This is a genomic window from Pseudomonas graminis (assembly GCF_001705435.1).
Classification (GTDB): Bacteria; Pseudomonadota; Gammaproteobacteria; order Pseudomonadales; family Pseudomonadaceae; genus Aquipseudomonas; species Aquipseudomonas graminis_B.
This window is the reverse complement of the sequence record NZ_MDEN01000064.1, coordinates 150047-167132: the sequence shown is the minus strand read 5'-3', so window position 1 is coordinate 167132 and position 17086 is coordinate 150047. Positions and strand designations below refer to the sequence as shown.

Genomic DNA, 17086 nt, shown 5'->3' with positions numbered 1-17086 from the left:
GCTGATGTACAAGCTGGCCTTCTTTGTGCCGCAGAGCCATGTGGAACAGGTCAAGAGCGCGTTGTTCGCCGCCGGTGCGGGGCGAATCGGCGCGTATGACCGCTGCTCATGGCAAGTGCTTGGCCACGGCCAGTTTCGCCCGCTGGATGGCAGTCAGCCGTTCATTGGGCAAGCCGGCGAGGTCGAGCAGGTTCAGGAATGGAAGGTCGAGCTTGTCGTGTCAGATGAGCTGATCAGGCAGGCGGTTGCTGCGCTGAAGGATAGCCATCCCTACGAAGTACCGGCTTATGACGTGTGGAAGCTGGAAGATATCTAGCTTCCCTGCAGCATGGCTCGAGATTGAAGCAATCCGCATCACACCCGCTGAATCTTACGGCCGAATTTCTATCATCGTCCCGTCTTTCACCAGATCCCACACCTCACGAATATCGCTGTTGCGCATGGCGATGCAGCCGTTCGTCCAGTCCAGCGTGTGGAAATACCACTCCGGGTAATCGTCGTTGATCGGCGTGCCATGAATCATGATCATGCTGCCGGGTTTAACGCCTTCGCGGCGGGCGCGTGCGGCATCGGAAATGTTGGGGTAGGAAATGTGCATCGACAGGTTGTAGGCGGCGCTGGTCTTGCGCCAGTCGAGCCAGTAGAAACCCTCCGGCGTGCGCTGGTCTCCCTCTTGCAGTTTAGGTCCGGTGGGCGCTTTGCCCAGTGAGATCCGGTACGTCTTCAGCGCCTCGCCACGGCTGATCAATTGCAACTGATGCGCGGATTTGAGCACCAGCACTTTATCGACAGTCCGGTCCGCGATGTTCTGAGTGTCGACGACCTTTCCGCCAACGAACTTCTGTTCGCTGCCTTTGGGCACGATGGTCTGGGTGAACGCAGCCTGGGACAGCGGCACAACCGACAGGCATAAAACGGCAAGCAACCAACGCATGAAAAGGGTATCCCTGAAGCCTGCGCGGCAATCGCGCATCATCGTTTCGATCAAGTGGTCTTGAGCGGCGGTGTGACAGACAGACAATCGGTGCGTACCTGGAAATCTTGATGCCGCCGGTCGCGGAAAAAACACTCCAGGGTACGCCTGACCGTATTGAACGCCAGCTCTGACCACGGAATATCCGCTTCGTCGAAGAGCTTCACTTCAAGGCTTTCGATACCGGCTGCGAACTCCGGTTTGACCAGATTCGAGCGGTAGAAGATATGCACCTGATTGATGTGCGGCACATCGATCATCGAGTACAACTGCAGGTCCTCGACCTCCGCGCAGGCTTCTTCCAGCGTTTCGCGGCGGGCCGCCTGCTCGACGCTTTCGCCGTTTTCCATGAACCCGGCGGGCAGCGTCCAGTAGCCCAGTCGCGGCTCGATGGCCCGACGGCACAGCAAGACCTTGTCGCCCCACACCGGCACGACGCCGGCCACGATGTTGGGGTTCTGGTAGTGAATGGTGTCGCAATGTTCACACACGTAACGCGGGCGGCTGTCGCCCTCGGGAATACGCTGGATGACCTGTTCGCCGCAGTTGCTGCAGAATTTCATGATCGAATCGGGTTCCTGTTGGCAGCGGCTATCTTGAGCCGTAGCGCGGGTGGACGGCAAGAGGCGTCTTGCACGCGCGGGTTGTCCTACAAGACTTGGGCGCGTCGCCGCTTTGGTGCATGATGCCGGGCAGGCAACCGATCGAGAATTCCCATGCTGGATGAGCTACTTCACCGTATGAGCAGCCACACGCCGGTGATGCTGAAAACGGACGCGCGCTTTCCCGAGGCCGCCGTGCTTCTCCCCATTACCCGCAATGCAGAGCCCGAACTGGTGCTGACCCTGCGCGCCAGCGGCCTGTCGACCCACGGCGGCGAAGTGGCCTTCCCGGGCGGACGGCGTGACCCGGAGGATCCGGACCTCATCTTCACGGCGCTGCGCGAAGCCCAGGAGGAGATCGGTTTGCCACCGGGTCTCGTTGAAGTCATCGGCCCGCTGAGTCCGTTGATCTCCAAGCACGGCATAAGAGTGACGCCCTACGTCGGCATCATTCCGGATTTCGTCGAGTACACACCCAATGATGGCGAAATCGCAGCCGTCTTCAGCGTGCCGCTGGACTTCTTCCGTCAGGATGCCCGCGAACACACCCACCGCATCGACTATCAAGGGCGCAGCTGGTACGTGCCGAGTTACCGCTTCGGCGAGTACAAGATCTGGGGCCTGACCGCGATCATGATCGTCGAGTTGATGAACCTGTTGTTCGACAGCGCCATCGACCTCAACGAGCCGCCAAAGCGATCCATCATCCACACGCTGAAATCCTGACTCGCGGCCGCCGCGCCTTGCATCAGGAATGAGCCATGAGGGCCGAGCCGTGAGGAATACGTCATGAGGAATACGCCATGAAATACCGCTTGGGCGATGCCCGCGTCGATGCGCACGCCAGCAGCTGGATCGCGCCGACAGCCACCGTCATCGGCAACGTGCGTTTGCAGGCCAACGCCAGCGTCTGGTTCGGCGCGGTGTTGCGTGGCGACAACGAGCTCATCGACATCGGCGAGAACAGCAACGTGCAGGACGGCACCGTGATGCACACCGACATGGGCTCGCCGCTGACCATCGGACGGAACGTGACCATCGGCCACAACGCGATGCTGCACGGTTGCAGCGTGGGTGACAGCACGCTGATCGGCATCAACGCGGTCATTCTCAATGGCGCGAAGATTGGCAAGCATTGCATCATCGGCGCGAACTCGTTGATCGGCGAAGGCAAAGTCATTCCTGACGGTTCGCTGGTCATGGGCTCGCCCGGCAAGATCGTCCGCGAGCTGACTGACGCACAGAAGCAGATGCTCGACGCCAGCGCCGCCCATTACGTCCACAACGCTCACCGCTACGCGCGTGACCTGGCCCCGCAGGAAGATTGATGTCCAGCGCCATACCCCCGATCCATGAAGCAACCGTTCATGACAAGCCGATTCATGAAAAGCCCGTCCGCTCGCCCTGCGTGAGCATTTGTGCCCTGGACGACGCCGACATCTGCACCGGTTGCCAGCGCACCGTGGCCGAGATCACCGGCTGGAGCCGCATGGACAACCAGGCACGTCGCGCGGTGTTGATCGCCTGCGAGGAGCGGGCGAGAGCCAGCGGGATGATGTTTCTACTGGGTGGCAACAACCCTCAAGGTTGAATCAACCCTGCGCCGCTGCATCCCATTCCCCGGCCTTCATGTTAAATTGCGCGCCTTTCTACCTGCGGTTGCTTGCACACGGCGAGCGACCCTCGACCTGCTCCATGAGGACCTGAGATGACTCAAATCGGAACTCCACTGTCGCCGACCGCGACCCGCGTTTTGCTCTGCGGTTGCGGCGAGCTTGGCAAGGAAGTAGTGATCGAGCTGCAACGCCTGGGCGTTGAAGTGATCGCCGTCGACCGCTACGCCAATGCTCCGGCGATGCAGGTCGCACACCGCAGCCACGTGATCAATATGCTCGATGGCGCCGCCTTGCGTGCGGTGATCGAGTCCGAGAAACCGCATTACATCGTCCCGGAAATCGAAGCCATCGCCACCGCGACCCTGGTGGAGCTGGAGTCCGAAGGCTTCACGGTCATTCCGACGGCCCGCGCTGCGCAGCTGACCATGAACCGCGAAGGTATTCGTCGTCTGGCCGCTGAAGAGCTGGACCTCCCCACCTCGCCATATCACTTTGCCGACACCTTCGAAGACTACAAAAAAGCCGTCGAAGACCTGGGCTTCCCGTGTGTGGTCAAGCCGGTGATGAGCTCGTCGGGCAAGGGTCAAAGCTTGCTGAAAACCGACGCGGACATCCAAAAGGCCTGGGACTATGCGCAAGAAGGCGGTCGTGCCGGCAAAGGCCGTGTGATCATCGAAGGCTTCATCGATTTCGATTACGAAATCACCTTGCTGACCGTGCGTCACGTCGGCGGCACGACCTTCTGTTCGCCGGTCGGTCATCGTCAGGAGAGGGGCGACTATCAGGAATCGTGGCAGCCCCAGGCCATGAGCCCGGTGGCATTGGCCGAGTCCGAGCGCGTCGCCAAAGCGGTAACCGAGGCGCTGGGTGGCCGTGGTCTGTTTGGCGTCGAGTTGTTCATCAAGGGCGATCAGGTCTGGTTCAGCGAAGTCTCGCCGCGCCCCCACGACACAGGTCTGGTCACGCTGATCTCCCAGGACCTTTCGCAGTTCGCGCTTCACGCGCGGGCCATTCTCGGTCTGCCGATCCCGTTGATTCGCCAGTTCGGCCCATCAGCATCGGCCGTGATTCTGGTTGAAGGCCAGTCGACCCAGACGGCGTTCGCCAACCTGGAGCAAGCCCTGAGCGAACCGGACACCGCGCTGCGCCTGTTCGGCAAGCCTGAGGTCAATGGTCAGCGCCGGATGGGCGTGGCACTGGCGCGCGACGAGTCGATCGAAGCAGCCCGTCGCAAAGCCACCCGCGCGTCGATGGCGGTGAAGGTTCAGCTGTAAGCATCACGCTGAATGAAAAACGGCGCCCTCAGGGGCGCCGTTTTTGTTTGGCGATCACGCACCGTCGATACCCGGTTTGCTCAGGCAATCGTATCCAGGTCCGCGTGCCGGGTTTCTTTCAGGCATAGCACAGCGATCACGCTGATCAACGCCGCCGCCGAGACATAACCTCCGACCCAGCTCAAACCACCCATTTCCACCAGCTTCTGCGCGAAGAAAGGCGCCACCGAGGCACCAACAATGCCGCCGATGTTGTAGGCCGCCGACGCGCCGGTATATCGCACCCGCGTAGGAAACAGCTCCGGCAACATCGCCCCCATCGGCGCGAACGTAACGCCCATCAGAAACAGCTCGATCGACAGGAACAGCGTCACCGCCCAGGTCGTGCCGTGGGTCAGCAAGGGCTCCATCAGAAACCCCGACAGGATCGCCAGCACGCCGCCGATCACCAGCACCGGCTTGCGACCAAATCGATCGCTCGCCAACGCGGAAAGCGGTGTCGCCATGGCCATGAACAGCACCGCAAAGCACAGCATCGCGAGGAACGATTCGCGGCTGTAACCCAGGGTTTTCACGCCATAGCTCAGCGAGAAGACGGTGGAGATATAGAACAGCGCGTAGCACACCACCATCGACGCGGCCCCTAGCAGCATTGGCTTCCAGTACTGACCGAACAGCTCGGCAATCGGCAGTTTCACACGCTCATGGCGGGCGATGGCCTTGGCGAACACGGGCGTTTCCTCAAGCTTGAGGCGCACATACAGCCCGATGATGACCAGCACGGCACTGAGCAGAAACGGCACGCGCCAGCCCCAGGAGCGGAATTGCTCGTCATCCAGCGTCATCGCCAGCGTCAGAAACAGCCCGTTTGCCGCGAGGAAGCCGATGGATGGGCCCAACTGCGGAAACATGCCAAACCACGCACGCTTGCCCTTGGGCGCATTTTCGGTCGCCAGCAACGCCGCGCCGCCCCATTCGCCGCCCAATCCGAGGCCTTGGCCGAAGCGCAGCACGCAGAGCAGGATCGGCGCCCATGATCCGATGGCGTCGTAACCCGGCAACACGCCGATGAGCGTGGTGCAGACCCCCATGAGCAGCAGCGAGGCCACCAGTGTCGATTTGCGCCCCACACGATCACCGAAGTGACCGAACAGCGCCGAGCCCAGCGGACGTGCGAGAAAGGCGATCCCGAACGTCAGAAACGCCGACAGCATCTGTGCGGTGCTGGAGGTTTGCGGAAAGAACACCGGCCCGATCACCAGCGCGGCGGCGGTGGCGTACACGTAGAAATCGTAGAACTCGATGGCGGTGCCGATGAAGCTGGCGGTGGCGACGCGGGCCGCGGAATTGGCGGGGCGGGCCTCGCTCTCGTCGCTGCTCGGAAAGGCAGAAGTCGTGGTCATGGGGAATCCCTGGCAGTCGTATCGCCTGTCAGCAGGTGACGAAAATTCGTACGCGCGCTGCGGCAATCGTTAATTGTTTTTTTGGTCCAGCGCTGAACAGACTAGCCCGGATGCGGGCAAAGATGCGTGGCGTGCTCGGGATGGGAGCGAAGGCCAGGGTGTCGCGTGAGCAGTCAGGCTGTGTGACTGGCCAGATCGCGCATCGTGCGGGTAGCACGCGGATCGGCGGGGCTGGGTAAGCGGATCGATTATAGGAAGGGGATCGGCGCGGAAACAAGTGTCTCAGGGCGCCGCCCGACTTTTCAGATCACGTCTTTGGTGCGGGTGTTCAACCACATCAGCACGCGGCTGACGCGGTTGTCTTCGGTCTCGAGGATTTCCAGGCGGTAAGGGCCGATCTTCAGGCAGACCGCGCTGTTGGGAATGGTCTCCAGCGCTTCGGTGATCAGACCGTTGAGGGTTTTGGGCCCGTCGGAAGGGAGGTGCCAGCCGAGGCTTTTATTCAAATCACGAATCGACGCCGCACCGTCAATCACCAGGCGCCCGTCAGGCTGCGGCTGAATATGCGGATTGTCGAGGGCTTGCTCGCTTTCGAATTCGCCGACGATCTCTTCCAGAATGTCCTCGAGGCTGACGATGCCCAGCACCTCGCCGTATTCATCGACCACCACGCCCATGCGCCGCTGCTGTTTGTGGAAGTTGAGCAGTTGCATCTGCAGCGGCGTGCTTTCCGGCACGAAGTAGGGTTCGTAGCAGGCGGCCCGCAGCGCCTCTTTGGTCAGCTCGTTGCGCGGCAGCAGGTGGCTGATCATCCGCGTGTTGAGCACGCCTTCCACCTGATTGATGTCGTTGTAGTAGACCGGCAGGCGGGTGTGGCGAGAGATGATCAGCTTGTCGATGATCTCCTCGATGGTGTCGTCGAGGTTGATGCCGTCGACTTCGCTGCGCGGCACCAGAATGTCATTCACGGTCATGCGGTCCAGCGCGTAAATCCCGGAGATGACGTGGGCACGGCCATATTGGCTCTCGTTGTCCTGATAGACCGTCGGGCGCGTGTCGTCTTCGTCATCGATGGTGTCTGGCCGGCGCTTCGACAGAAAAGGGCGCAACAGCGTTTTGGCGATGTTCTTGTAGAGCCAGGTCAGCGGCTGCAGCAGCCGAACCGGGATGCGCAGCACGTTGTTGCCCAGCAGCAGGATTGACTCGGGACGACGCGCCGCCAGCTTTCGCGGAATGAACTCGGTCACCACCACCAGCACGCTGGCGACGCCTAGCCAGGCAATCAGCGGACCGTGGAAATTCCAGTGCCCGATGGCCAGCAACGTGGCGAGCACGGTGATCAGCGCCTTGAGCAGCGTGTTGCCGAGGATAAGGCTGTTGAGGTTGAACGCCAGAACCGGCTTCGGTGGCTCGTTGGAACGGTGATTGACCGGCATCGCCCGCAGATTATGGTGCGCCGCCTCGACCGCGCTGAATAGCCCGGACCACAAGGTGAGCAGGGCAAGCAGCGTGAGCATTGTGCCGACCGGCAGATTATCCATGATCAACGCCCGTCAGATGTGCAGGATGTATTCACGAACGAGCTTGCTGCCGAAGTAGGCCAGCATCAGGAGCAGGAATCCGCCCAGCGTCCAGCGGATCGCCTTGTGGCCGCGCCAGCCCAGATGGTGGCGTCCCCACAGCAGCACACTGAAGACGATCCACGCGAGGATCGACAGCAGGGTTTTGTGTACCAGATGCTGGGCAAACAGGTTTTCGACGAACAGCCAGCCGGAGATCAGCGACATCGACAGCAAGACCCACCCGGCCCAGAGGAAGCCGAAGAGCAGGCTTTCCATGGTCTGCAACGGGGGGAAGCTTCTGATCAGGCCAAGGCGGTGCTTGTTCTTCAGCTGGTGGTCTTGCAGCAGCAGGAGCAGGGACTGGAACACCGCGATGGTGAACATGCCGTAGGCGAGGATCGACAGCAGGATATGGCTGATGATGCCGTGTTCTTCGATGATCGGTTGCTGGGTGCCGGAAGGCGCGAACTGCGCCATCAGGCTCGTCAGCAGCCCCAGCGGGAACAGGAGGATCAGCAGGATTTCGACCGGGAGGCGAATGCACGCGAGCATGGTCACGATGATGACGGCAACAGCAATCAGGCTGGCGGCACTGAAAAAGTCCAGACCCAGGCCGATAGGGCGCACCAGTTGGCCGAACAGCGCACTGGCCTGGCAAGCGACGGCAAGGGTGCCGATCAGGCACAGCAGCCATTTGTCGGCCTTTTGGCCCTGACGCAGGCGCATACCCTGGTAGACAGTCGCAGCGGCATAAAACACGGCGGCGGCGAGGCTGAAGAGCAAACTCGGTGACAAGGGGGACATAGATCCTGTTGGGCGTGCTCGAAAGCCGGTGAGTTTGGCATAAAACGCGCATTTCACGAAAGACTACAGAAGGAGACGCCGTGGTGTCCGTGCGCTGGAGTCTTCGCTATAATCCGCGACCTGCTCAAGCCACAGGCTAGCCGATCGCTGTTTCAGCCGCCTTTATAGCGTCCCTATTTCAATAGCGACTCTCTGAAGAGCGGGCGTCGCGATCTCGCCAGCCGACTGAAAAAGGCCGCTACGGGCCTGGCCGCATCAATCGGGGTTCAGCACGAACCCAAAGGATCACGCATGTTTGAAAATCTGACAGATCGTCTCTCGCAGACGCTGCGCCAGGTCACTGGTAAAGCCAAGCTGACCGAGGACAACATCAAGGACACACTGCGTGAAGTGCGTATGGCGCTGCTTGAAGCCGACGTCGCCTTGCCGGTTGTCAAAGACTTCGTCAATCGCATCAAGGAGCGCGCCGTCGGCACCGAGGTGTCGCGCAGCCTGACGCCGGGCCAGGCGTTCGTGAAGATTGTCCAGGCCGAGCTGGAAGAGATGATGGGGGCGGCCAACGAAGAGCTGACACTCAACGTCACGCCGCCGGCGGTCATCCTGATGGCGGGTCTGCAAGGTGCGGGCAAGACCACCACTGCCGGCAAGCTCGCCCGATTCCTGAAAGAACGCAAAAAGAAAACCGTGATGCTGGTGTCGGCGGACGTCTATCGTCCGGCCGCGATCAAGCAACTGGAAACCCTGGCCAACGACATCGGCGTGACGTTCTTCCCGTCCGACATCAGCCAGAAGCCGGTCGACATTGCCGAAGCGGCTATTAAAGAAGCCAAGCTCAAGTTCATTGATGTCGTGATCCTCGACACCGCCGGTCGTCTGCACATCGACGCCGAGATGATGGGCGAGATCCAGGCGCTGCACGCGGCGGTCAAGCCGGCCGAGACGCTGTTCGTCGTCGACGCGATGACCGGCCAGGATGCTGCGAACACCGCCAAGGCGTTTGGTGATGCGCTGCCGCTGACCGGTGTGATCCTGACCAAGGTCGACGGCGATGCCCGTGGCGGTGCTGCACTGTCGGTGCGCGCCATTACGGGCAAGCCGATCAAGTTCATCGGCATGGGCGAGAAGAGCGAGGCGCTGGAGCCTTTCCATCCGGACCGTATCGCATCGCGCATCCTCGGTATGGGTGATGTGCTCAGCCTGATCGAGCAGGCCGAACAGACCCTCGACAAGGACAAGGCCGACAAGCTGGCCAAGAAGCTGAAGAAGGGCAAGGGCTTCGACCTCGAAGACTTCCGCGATCAGCTGCAACAAATGAAGAACATGGGCGGCCTGGGCGGGCTCATGGACAAGCTGCCAAGCATCGGTGGCGTGAACCTGTCGCAGATGGGTAACGCACAAGGCGCCGCCGAAAAGCAGTTCAAGCAAATGGAAGCCATCATCAATTCGATGACCCCGGCCGAGCGTCGCGACCCTGAGCTGATCAGCGGTTCACGCAAACGCCGTATCGCCATGGGTTCGGGCACCCAGGTGCAGGACATCGGTCGTCTGATCAAGCAGCACAAACAGATGCAGAAGATGATGAAAAAGTTTTCGACCAAGGGCGGCATGGCAAAAATGATGCGCGGCATGGGCGGAATGTTGCCCGGCGGCGGTATGCCCAAAATGTAAATTGCATCGCGCGGGAGTGATTCCCGCGCGTCATTCATGGGGGCAACCGTCCCGATGGCCTGCTCAGGCAGGCGCTCACCGCCGTCCTCGCTGACGGCTCCACGGCAGATCTAAGTGGCCTGACGGCGTACGCCGGAAAAAGTCATTTGCAAAAATCCGGATATTCCTTAGAATATGCGGCCTTTCGGGCACCCATGCCCGCTGTGCATCTTAGATTTGCAGCACCGACTACAGGAAAATTGTTCAATGCTAACAATCCGTCTTGCCCTTGGCGGCTCTAAAAAGCGCCCGTTCTACCACCTGACTGTCACCGACAGCCGCAACCCACGTGACGGTTCCCACAAGGAACAAATCGGTTTCTTCAACCCGGTTGCCCGTGGTCAGGAAATCCGTCTGTCCGTGAACCAAGAGCGTCTGGCCTACTGGCTGAGCGTTGGTGCACAACCTTCTGAGCGTGTTGCTTCGCTGTTGAAGGAATCTGCCAAGGCTGCGGCCTGAGCAATATGAACGCGACGCCAGCTTCCGCCGACGATCTGATCGTCATCGGCAAGATTTACTCGGTACACGGCGTTCGCGGCGAAGTGAAGGTGTATTCCTTTACTGATCCGACTGAAAACCTGTTGCAGTACAGAACCTGGACGCTCAAGCGCGAAGGCAATGTGAAACAGGTCGAGCTGGTCAGTGGACGCGGGAACGACAAGTTCCTGGTCGCCAAGCTCAAGGGTCTTGATGATCGTGAAGAAGCTCGTCTTCTGGCCGGTTATGAGATTTGCGTGCCGCGCAACCTGTTCCCTGAATTGACCGACGGCGAGTACTACTGGTACCAGCTTGAAGGTCTGAAGGTCATTGACGGTCTTGGGCAATTGCTCGGGAAGGTCGATCATCTTCTGGAAACCGGCGCAAACGATGTAATGGTGGTCAAACCCTGCGCAGGCAGTCTGGATGATCGCGAACGCCTTTTGCCCTATACGGAGCAATGCGTGTTGGCAGTTGATCTGGTTGCAGGCGAGATGAAGGTGGAATGGGACGCGGATTTCTAAGCAATGGCCAGCCTGCGCATAGAAGTCATCACGCTGTTTCCCGAGATGTTTTCCGCCATCAGCGAATACGGCATCACCAGCCGTGCGGTGAAACAGGAGCTGTTGCAGCTGACCTGTTGGAATCCGCGGGATTACACCACTGATCGACATCACACTGTGGACGATCGCCCGTTTGGCGGTGGCCCTGGCATGGTGATGAAGATCAAGCCCCTCGAAGATGCTCTGGCTCAGGCCAGGCAGGCGGCGGGGGATGCGGCGAAGGTGATTTACCTGTCGCCACAAGGCCGCAAGCTGGATCAGTCTGCGGTACGCGAACTGGCGCAGGAAGAAGCACTTATCCTGATTGCCGGTCGTTATGAAGGCGTCGACGAGCGTTTCATTGAAGCTCATGTCGATGAAGAGTGGTCGATTGGCGACTATGTGTTATCTGGCGGTGAGCTGCCGGCCATGGTCCTGATAGATGCGGTTACGCGACTGCTGCCTGGAGCTTTAGGGCATGTAGATTCCGCTGAGGAAGATTCCTTCACGGATGGTCTGCTGGATTGCCCGCACTACACCCGACCGGAGGTGTATGCGGATCAGCGTGTTCCCGACGTATTGCTTAGTGGCAATCACGCACACATCCGGCGTTGGCGTTTACAGCAGTCCCTTGGGCGGACCTATGAACGACGCGCCGATCTTCTGGAAAGCCGCTCGCTTTCTGGAGAAGAGAAGAAGCTGCTGGCGGAATACCTCCGCGAGCGGGACGATAGTTAACGTATCGATGGTAGATCGAACCGATTTACCTTAGGAGCACAGCATGACTAACAAAATCATCCTTGCACTCGAAGCAGAGCAGATGACCAAAGAGATCCCTCCCTTTGCCCCGGGCGACACCATTGTCGTTCAGGTGAAAGTGAAGGAAGGCGACCGCGCTCGTCTGCAGGCGTTCGAAGGCGTTGTTATCGCCAAGCGTAACCGTGGTGTGAACAGTGCTTTCACTGTTCGTAAAATCTCCAACGGTGTTGGCGTTGAACGTACTTTCCAGACCTACAGCCCGCAAATCGACAGCATGGCTGTGAAACGTCGCGGCGACGTTCGCAAGGCCAAGCTGTACTACCTGCGTGACCTGTCCGGTAAAGCAGCTCGCATCAAGGAAAAACTGGTTTAATCTCAGTCTTCCCATGCGAATGAAAAAGCAGCCTACGGGCTGCTTTTTTGCTTTCTGGCATTCGGTTTTGTCCCGCCTTCGCAAGTATGAAAAACTGCCACCGGTTTCCACCCCCCAAGTCAGAACCCATGCCCGCCATTGACCATCCCATGATCGACCGCTTCCTTGACGCTCTGTGGCTGGAGAAAGGGCTGTCGGACAACACGCGCCATGCCTATCGCAGCGACCTCGCACTGTTCAACGGCTGGTTGCAGGAGCAGGGCGTGGACCTGATGAGTGTCAGTCGGGAGGCGATTCTCGATCACCTCGGATGGCGGGTCGACAACGGCTACAAGCCTCGCTCGACAGCGCGACTGCTTTCCGGCGTGCGTGGCTTCTATCGCTACCTGCTCAGAGAAAAGCTGATCGCGGTCGACCCTACGTTGCAGGTCGACATGCCACAGTTGGGTAAGCCACTTCCCAAATCCTTGTCCGAAGCCGACGTCGAAGCGTTGCTGGCTGCGCCCGACCTGAGCGACGCCATCGGCCAGCGTGACCGGGCGATGCTTGAAGTGCTCTACGCCTGCGGACTGCGGGTGACTGAGCTGATCAGCCTGACGCTTGAACAGGTCAACTTGCGCCAGGGCGTGCTGCGCATCATGGGCAAGGGCAGCAAAGAGCGGCTGGTGCCGATGGGGGAGGAAGCCATCGTCTGGGTCGAGCGCTACATGCGCGACGCCCGCCACGAATTGCTCAACGGCCGCCCCAGCGACGTGCTGTTTCCCAGCCAGCGCGGCGAGCAGATGACCCGCCAGACCTTCTGGCACCGCATCAAGCACCAGGCCAAAGTCGCCGGCATCGGCAAGTCCCTCTCGCCACACACCCTGCGTCACGCCTTTGCCACGCACTTGCTCAACCACGGCGCCGATCTTCGCGTCGTGCAGATGCTCCTCGGTCACAGTGATCTGTCGACGACGCAAATCTACACCCACGTCGCCCGCGCGCGGTTGCAGGAAATGCATGCGAAGCACCACCCGAGGGGGTAGATGACTTCAGTAATTTGCGACCTGTCTTACATCGGCGGGCGTCGGCCTTGCGAGCCTTATGTGATAGGCTTTGCCGGTTTCGCAGATCAAGGCCCTGAAAACATCCTGGTGCGGTTTCGCCACCCGTTTTCAGCCCGGCCCGTCTGCTCACCGCTCGAGGAGTTTTCATGCGCGTCACTCGTTTTCTCGGTGCTGCCGTTGTAGCGCTGGCCAGCTCTTTCAGCCTGTTTGCCCACGCCGATGAGGCGTCCGACAAAGCCATTCGCAAGACCCTGGAATCGCTCAATCTGGAAATCCCCATCGAGAGCATTTCCAGCAGCCCGTTGAACGGCCTCTATGAGGTCAATCTGAAAGGCGGTCGCGTGCTGTACGCCAGTGCGGACGGCCAGTTCGTGATGCAGGGCAACCTGTATCAGATGCAGGCCGGCAAGCCGGTCAACCTGACCGAGAAAGTCGAGCGTCAGGCGATTTCCAAGACCATCAACGGCATCCCTGCCGCTGAGATGGTCGTCTACCCAGCCGTGGGCGAGACCAAATCCCACATCACGGTATTCACCGACACCACCTGCCCGTACTGCCACAAGCTGCACGCCGAAGTGCCGGAGCTGAACAAGCGCGGCATCGAAGTGCGCTATGTAGCGTTCCCGCGTCAGGGCCTCGGTTCGCCGGGTGACGAGCAACTCCAGGCAGTGTGGTGCTCCAAGGACCGCCGCGGTGCAATGGACCGCATGGTCGACGGCAAGAATATTCAGGCGCCCAAGTGCGATAACCCGGTCACCAAACAGTTCGAGATCGGCCAGTCCATCGGCGTGAACGGCACACCGGCCATCGTGTTGGCCGACGGTCAGCTGATTCCGGGCTACCAGCCGGCGCCGCAAGTGGCCAAACTGGCGCTGGGCGCCAAGTAATTTCGTTTATCGCAGCCTCCTGCGGTAAACATTGAAGCGGCCTGTGTGCAGCGCTTCATCAATAGCGAGCCGTGTTGAATGCGGCTGATTCCACGGCCGGCCTCGCGTCGGCCGTTTTATGGGGAGTTCATAGTGAAACCGGTCAAAGTAGGCATCTGTGGGCTGGGTACTGTCGGTGGCGGTACCTTCAATGTGCTAAAGCGTAACGCCGAGGAAATTGCCCGCCGTGCCGGGCGTGGAATCGAAGTGGCGCAGATTGCCATGCGTACACCAAACCCCAATTGCCAGATTACCGGTACCCCGACCACGACCGACGTGTTCGACGTGGCGAGCAACCCTGAAATCGACATCGTCATCGAGCTGATCGGTGGCTACAACATCGCCCGTGAACTGGTGCTCAAGGCCATCGAAAACGGCAAGCACGTGGTCACCGCCAACAAGGCGCTGATCGCCGTGCACGGCAACGAAATTTTCGCCAAGGCCCGGGAGAAGGGCGTCATCGTCGCCTTCGAAGCGGCAGTGGCGGGCGGCATTCCGGTGATCAAGGCCATTCGTGAAGGCCTGTCGGCCAACCGCATCAACTGGGTGGCCGGCATCATCAACGGCACCGGCAACTTCATCCTCACCGAGATGCGCGAGAAAGGCCGTACCTTCCCGGACGTCCTCGCTGAAGCGCAGGCGCTTGGTTACGCAGAAGCCGATCCGACCTTCGACGTCGAAGGCATCGACGCGGCGCACAAGCTGACCATTCTGGCGTCCATCGCTTTTGGCATCCCGCTGCAATTCGACAAGGCCTACACCGAGGGCATCACCAAGCTGACCACCGCCGACGTCAATTACGCCGAAGCGCTGGGCTACCGGATCAAGCACCTGGGCGTCGCCCGCAGCACGCCGAGCGGTATCGAGCTGCGCGTCCACCCGACCCTGATCCCGGCCGATCGCCTGATCGCCAACGTCAACGGTGTGATGAACGCCGTGATGGTCAACGGCGATGCAGCCGGATCGACTCTGTTCTACGGCGCAGGTGCCGGCATGGAGCCGACCGCTTCGTCCGTCGTCGCAGATCTGGTCGACGTGGTCCGTGCCCTGACCACCGATCCGGAAAACCGTGTCCCGCATCTGGCCTTTCAGCCCGACTCGCTGTCGGCCCACCCGATCCTGCCGATCGACGCGTGCGAAAGTGCCTACTACCTGCGCATCCAGGCCAAGGATCATCCCGGCGTGCTGGCGCAGGTGGCGAGCATCCTGTCCGAGCGCGGCATCAACATCGAATCGATCATGCAGAAAGAAGTCGAAGAACATGACGGCCTGGTGCCGATGATTCTGCTGACCCACCGCGTGGTCGAGAAACGCATGAACGATGCGATCAAAGCGCTGGAAGCGCTGGAAGATGTCGCCGGGCCGGTTGTCCGCATCCGCGTTGAGCATTTGAACTGAGATCAGCCGCAAGCGTTAAGCGGCAAGTAACAGCAAAATCATACCGCGGTGAGCCTTGGGTCCCGGGCTGGAGTTGAAGGTTAAGCACTTTGACTTGCAGCCCGCCACTCGAAGCTTGCCGCCCAAACCGAAGGTTTGAACAATGCGCTATATCAGTACCCGCGGCCAGGCACCGGCCCTGAATTTCGAAGACGTGCTGCTGACCGGTCTGGCGAGCGATGGCGGTCTGTACGTTCCGGAAAACCTGCCGCGTTTCACCCAGGAAGAAATCGCGTCTTGGGCCGGCCTGCCTTACCACGAGTTGGCTTTTCGTGTGATGCGTCCGTTTGTGACGGGCAGCATCCCGGACGCGGATTTCAAGAAGATCCTCGAAGAAACCTACGGCGTGTTCTCCCACGCTGCGGTTGCGCCCCTGCGTCAGCTCAACGGCAACGAGTGGGTGCTGGAGCTTTTCCATGGCCCGACCCTGGCGTTCAAGGATTTCGCCCTGCAACTGCTGGGTCGTCTGCTGGACTACGTGCTCGAGAAGCGCGGCGAACGTGTGGTCATCATCGGCGCCACCTCCGGTGACACTGGCTCGGCCGCCATCGAAGGCTGCCGTCGTTGCGACAACGTCGATATCTTCATCCTTCACCCGAACAATCGCGTGTCCGATGTTCAGCGCCGCCAGATGACCACCATCTTCGGCGAGAACATCCATAACATCGCGATCGAAGGCAACTTCGACGACTGCCAGGAAATGGTCAAGAACAGCTTCGCCGACCAGAGCTTCCTCAAAGGCACGCGTCTGGTGGCGGTGAACTCGATCAACTGGGCGCGGATCATGGCCCAGATCGTCTACTACTTTCACGCGTCGCTGCAGTTGGGCGGCCCGGCACGTTCGGTGGCGTTCTCCGTGCCGACCGGCAATTTCGGTGACATCTTCGCCGGTTACCTGGCCCGCAACATGGGCCTGCCGATCAGCCAACTAGTGGTCGCGACCAACCGCAACGACATCCTGCACCGCTTCATGAGCGGCAATCAGTACGTCAAGGAAACCCTGCACGCGACGTTGACCCCTTCGATGGACATCATGGTGTCGTCCAACTTCGAGCGTCTGCTGTTCGACATGCACGGTCGCAACGGCGGCGCGATTGCCAAGCTGATGGACACCTTCAGGCAAGGCGGCGGTTTCAGCGTGGATGAAGAACGCTGGACCGAAACCCGCAAGCTGTTTGATTCGCTGGCGGTCAGTGACGAAGACACCTGCAAAACCATCGCCGAAGTATTCGCCAGCACTGGCGAGCTGCTCGATCCGCACACCGCGATCGGCGTGAAAGCCGCACGGGACTGCCGCCGCAGCCTCGATACGCCGATGGTGATTCTGGGAACGGCGCATCCGGTCAAGTTCCCGGATGCCGTGCTGAAGGCCGGTGTAGGAAAAGCGCTCGAGCTGCCTGCACATTTGTCTGATTTGTTTGAGCGAGACGAACGCTGCACCGTCCTGCCAAATGACCTCAAGGCCGTACAGGCCTTTGTCAGCCAGCATGGCAATCGTGGCAAACCTCTCTGACCGTATCGCCGTGTAACAACTAAGGCCCGCCTCGCAGCGGGCCTTGTTTTTTCTGCGTGCCACACTTCCGAA

At 60.2% G+C, this 17086-nt stretch carries 19 protein-coding genes; 14 read left to right on the top strand and 5 right to left on the bottom strand.

Going from position 1 to position 17086, the window contains the following annotated elements; all coding sequences use genetic code 11:
* Window positions 1-4: 4 nt before the first annotated feature.
* Complete coding sequence (locus tag BBI10_RS15995) at window positions 5-316, top strand: YqfO family protein (protein ID WP_065989974.1); 312 nt, start codon at window positions 5-7, stop codon at window positions 314-316.
* A gap of 54 nt (window positions 317-370) precedes the next feature.
* Here BBI10_RS15995 and BBI10_RS15990 read toward each other — a convergent pair whose 3' ends face one another.
* Window positions 371-934, bottom strand: coding sequence for a L,D-transpeptidase family protein (locus tag BBI10_RS15990; protein ID WP_065990266.1), 564 nt, complete (start codon window positions 932-934; stop codon window positions 371-373).
* Between the two features lie 50 nt (window positions 935-984).
* Entirely contained in the window at window positions 985-1536 is a 552-nt protein-coding gene (locus tag BBI10_RS15985) for an NUDIX hydrolase (RefSeq protein WP_065989972.1), read from the bottom strand.
* 153 nt (window positions 1537-1689) lie between these two features.
* Here BBI10_RS15985 and BBI10_RS15980 point away from each other — a divergent pair, with 153 nt between their 5' ends.
* The 4 genes from BBI10_RS15980 (at window position 1690) to purT (ending at window position 4465) form a co-directional block, all read left to right on the top strand.
* A complete protein-coding gene (locus BBI10_RS15980; RefSeq protein WP_065989970.1) occupies window positions 1690-2301 on the top strand; it encodes a CoA pyrophosphatase in 612 nt (203 codons plus the stop codon).
* A gap of 77 nt (window positions 2302-2378) precedes the next feature.
* Window positions 2379-2903 (top strand): gamma carbonic anhydrase family protein, encoded by a 525-nt coding sequence (locus tag BBI10_RS15975; protein ID WP_065989968.1) that lies wholly within the window; start codon window positions 2379-2381, stop codon window positions 2901-2903.
* The gene (locus BBI10_RS15970; RefSeq protein ID WP_065989966.1) at window positions 2903-3166 is read left to right on the top strand and encodes a DUF1289 domain-containing protein; all 264 of its coding nucleotides are present in this window, start codon (window positions 2903-2905) and stop codon (window positions 3164-3166) included. Before BBI10_RS15975 ends, BBI10_RS15970 begins: the two co-directional genes overlap by 1 nt.
* A 117-nt stretch (window positions 3167-3283) precedes the next feature.
* Entirely contained in the window at window positions 3284-4465 is a 1182-nt protein-coding gene (purT, locus tag BBI10_RS15965; protein ID WP_065989964.1) for a formate-dependent phosphoribosylglycinamide formyltransferase, read from the top strand.
* A gap of 80 nt (window positions 4466-4545) precedes the next feature.
* Here the strand turns inward: purT and BBI10_RS15960 are convergent, their stop codons facing one another.
* The 3 genes from BBI10_RS15960 to BBI10_RS15950 form a co-directional block, all read right to left on the bottom strand.
* Window positions 4546-5868: an MFS transporter gene (locus BBI10_RS15960; protein ID WP_065989963.1), complete on the bottom strand. Its 1323-nt coding sequence runs from the start codon at window positions 5866-5868 to the stop codon at window positions 4546-4548.
* A 302-nt stretch (window positions 5869-6170) separates the two neighbouring features.
* Window positions 6171-7409 (bottom strand): CNNM domain-containing protein, encoded by a 1239-nt coding sequence (locus tag BBI10_RS15955; protein WP_065989962.1) that lies wholly within the window; start codon window positions 7407-7409, stop codon window positions 6171-6173.
* A 12-nt stretch (window positions 7410-7421) separates the two neighbouring features.
* Window positions 7422-8234: a cytochrome C assembly family protein gene (locus BBI10_RS15950; protein WP_065989961.1), complete on the bottom strand. Its 813-nt coding sequence runs from the start codon at window positions 8232-8234 to the stop codon at window positions 7422-7424.
* Window positions 8235-8525: 291 nt separating this feature from the next.
* Between BBI10_RS15950 and ffh the strand changes: the two genes are divergently transcribed.
* The 9 genes from ffh to thrC all read left to right on the top strand — a co-directional run bounded on the left by ffh (window position 8526) and on the right by thrC (window position 17014).
* On the top strand, window positions 8526-9902 hold the full coding sequence (ffh, locus tag BBI10_RS15945) for a signal recognition particle protein (protein ID WP_065989960.1): 1377 nt from the start codon (window positions 8526-8528) through the stop codon (window positions 9900-9902).
* Window positions 9903-10148: 246 nt separating this feature from the next.
* Window positions 10149-10400, top strand: a complete 252-nt coding sequence (gene rpsP / locus BBI10_RS15940) for a 30S ribosomal protein S16 (protein WP_037012442.1) — start codon at window positions 10149-10151, stop codon at window positions 10398-10400.
* A gap of 5 nt (window positions 10401-10405) precedes the next feature.
* The gene (gene rimM, locus BBI10_RS15935) at window positions 10406-10942 is read left to right on the top strand and encodes a ribosome maturation factor RimM (protein WP_065989958.1); all 537 of its coding nucleotides are present in this window, start codon (window positions 10406-10408) and stop codon (window positions 10940-10942) included.
* A gap of 3 nt (window positions 10943-10945) precedes the next feature.
* Complete coding sequence (gene trmD, locus BBI10_RS15930; RefSeq protein WP_065989956.1) at window positions 10946-11698, top strand: tRNA (guanosine(37)-N1)-methyltransferase TrmD; 753 nt, start codon at window positions 10946-10948, stop codon at window positions 11696-11698.
* 43 nt (window positions 11699-11741) lie between these two features.
* The gene (gene rplS, locus BBI10_RS15925) at window positions 11742-12092 is read left to right on the top strand and encodes a 50S ribosomal protein L19 (protein WP_037012438.1); all 351 of its coding nucleotides are present in this window, start codon (window positions 11742-11744) and stop codon (window positions 12090-12092) included.
* Window positions 12093-12220: 128 nt separating this feature from the next.
* A complete protein-coding gene (gene xerD, locus BBI10_RS15920) occupies window positions 12221-13117 on the top strand; it encodes a site-specific tyrosine recombinase XerD (protein ID WP_065989954.1) in 897 nt (298 codons plus the stop codon).
* Between the two features lie 167 nt (window positions 13118-13284).
* Window positions 13285-14025 (top strand): bifunctional protein-disulfide isomerase/oxidoreductase DsbC, encoded by a 741-nt coding sequence (dsbC, locus tag BBI10_RS15915; protein ID WP_065989952.1) that lies wholly within the window; start codon window positions 13285-13287, stop codon window positions 14023-14025.
* Window positions 14026-14157: 132 nt separating this feature from the next.
* On the top strand, window positions 14158-15462 hold the full coding sequence (locus BBI10_RS15910; RefSeq protein WP_065989951.1) for a homoserine dehydrogenase: 1305 nt from the start codon (window positions 14158-14160) through the stop codon (window positions 15460-15462).
* A 142-nt stretch (window positions 15463-15604) separates the two neighbouring features.
* On the top strand, window positions 15605-17014 hold the full coding sequence (gene thrC, locus BBI10_RS15905; RefSeq protein ID WP_065989950.1) for a threonine synthase: 1410 nt from the start codon (window positions 15605-15607) through the stop codon (window positions 17012-17014).
* Window positions 17015-17086 lie beyond the last annotated feature (72 nt).

Bases quoted from the DNA above. Each gene is read 5' to 3' on its own strand.
- BBI10_RS15995 (WP_065989974.1), top strand. From the start codon at position 5: ATGTACAAGCTGGCCTTCTTTGTGCCGCAGAGCCATGTGGAACAGGTC.
- BBI10_RS15990 (WP_065990266.1), bottom strand. From the start codon at position 934: ATGCGTTGGTTGCTTGCCGTTTTATGCCTGTCGGTTGTGCCGCTGTCC.
- BBI10_RS15985 (WP_065989972.1), bottom strand. From the start codon at position 1,536: ATGAAATTCTGCAGCAACTGCGGCGAACAGGTCATCCAGCGTATTCCC.
- BBI10_RS15980 (WP_065989970.1), top strand. From the start codon at position 1,690: ATGCTGGATGAGCTACTTCACCGTATGAGCAGCCACACGCCGGTGATG.
- BBI10_RS15975 (WP_065989968.1), top strand. From the start codon at position 2,379: ATGAAATACCGCTTGGGCGATGCCCGCGTCGATGCGCACGCCAGCAGC.
- BBI10_RS15970 (WP_065989966.1), top strand. From the start codon at position 2,903: ATGTCCAGCGCCATACCCCCGATCCATGAAGCAACCGTTCATGACAAG.
- purT (WP_065989964.1), top strand. From the start codon at position 3,284: ATGACTCAAATCGGAACTCCACTGTCGCCGACCGCGACCCGCGTTTTG.
- BBI10_RS15960 (WP_065989963.1), bottom strand. From the start codon at position 5,868: ATGACCACGACTTCTGCCTTTCCGAGCAGCGACGAGAGCGAGGCCCGC.
- BBI10_RS15955 (WP_065989962.1), bottom strand. From the start codon at position 7,409: ATGGATAATCTGCCGGTCGGCACAATGCTCACGCTGCTTGCCCTGCTC.
- BBI10_RS15950 (WP_065989961.1), bottom strand. From the start codon at position 8,234: ATGTCCCCCTTGTCACCGAGTTTGCTCTTCAGCCTCGCCGCCGCCGTG.
- ffh (WP_065989960.1), top strand. From the start codon at position 8,526: ATGTTTGAAAATCTGACAGATCGTCTCTCGCAGACGCTGCGCCAGGTC.
- rpsP (WP_037012442.1), top strand. From the start codon at position 10,149: ATGCTAACAATCCGTCTTGCCCTTGGCGGCTCTAAAAAGCGCCCGTTC.
- rimM (WP_065989958.1), top strand. From the start codon at position 10,406: ATGAACGCGACGCCAGCTTCCGCCGACGATCTGATCGTCATCGGCAAG.
- trmD (WP_065989956.1), top strand. From the start codon at position 10,946: ATGGCCAGCCTGCGCATAGAAGTCATCACGCTGTTTCCCGAGATGTTT.
- rplS (WP_037012438.1), top strand. From the start codon at position 11,742: ATGACTAACAAAATCATCCTTGCACTCGAAGCAGAGCAGATGACCAAA.
- xerD (WP_065989954.1), top strand. From the start codon at position 12,221: ATGCCCGCCATTGACCATCCCATGATCGACCGCTTCCTTGACGCTCTG.
- dsbC (WP_065989952.1), top strand. From the start codon at position 13,285: ATGCGCGTCACTCGTTTTCTCGGTGCTGCCGTTGTAGCGCTGGCCAGC.
- thrC (WP_065989950.1), top strand. From the start codon at position 15,605: ATGCGCTATATCAGTACCCGCGGCCAGGCACCGGCCCTGAATTTCGAA.